The following is a 453-nucleotide window of genomic DNA, read 5'->3' as shown; positions in this document are numbered from 1 at the left end:
GCCGGAAGAGATGCGGCAGCCAATCACCGACAATTATTTCGCATTCGAGTCATGTCACCCGCGCATTTTTATACCCAATGGTAAGGAAGGAACCTGTGCAACCGATTCGTTGGAGCCCGGAATTTGAAACCGGCATTGATATTATTGACACTCAGCACAAGCGTATTTTTGACTACCTACAAGAAGTTGAGACCGCCATCAAGCAACGGGATGACCAGAAAATTCGAGCCGTCGCCAAAGCACTGATCGACTATTCCATTTCACACAACGCCTTCGAAGAAAAACTCATGGAGCAAGCAAATTATCCAGTATTAAAGGCCCATGCCAAAGTGCACGAAGCCTTTCGTGATCGCGCTTTGTCCTACAATCAACGTCTAGAAAACGGCGAAGACTGTTTCAAGGTTGCCAAAGAAGTCCGCTCAGACATCGGCTTGTGGCTCACCAATCATATCC

Annotated in this window: 1 protein-coding gene; it reads left to right on the top strand. The window is 47.5% G+C overall.

Annotated elements, in window-relative coordinates; all coding sequences use genetic code 11:
* Positions 1–95: 95 nt before the first annotated feature.
* Positions 96–453 (top strand): bacteriohemerythrin (locus Q4563_RS16145; RefSeq protein WP_303605200.1); only part of this gene is annotated, 358 nt, incomplete at its 3' end.

Source organism: Gilvimarinus sp. 1_MG-2023 (assembly GCF_030548285.1).
Note: the sequence above shows the minus strand (reverse complement) of the source record. Positions and strands in the feature narration are given on the sequence as shown.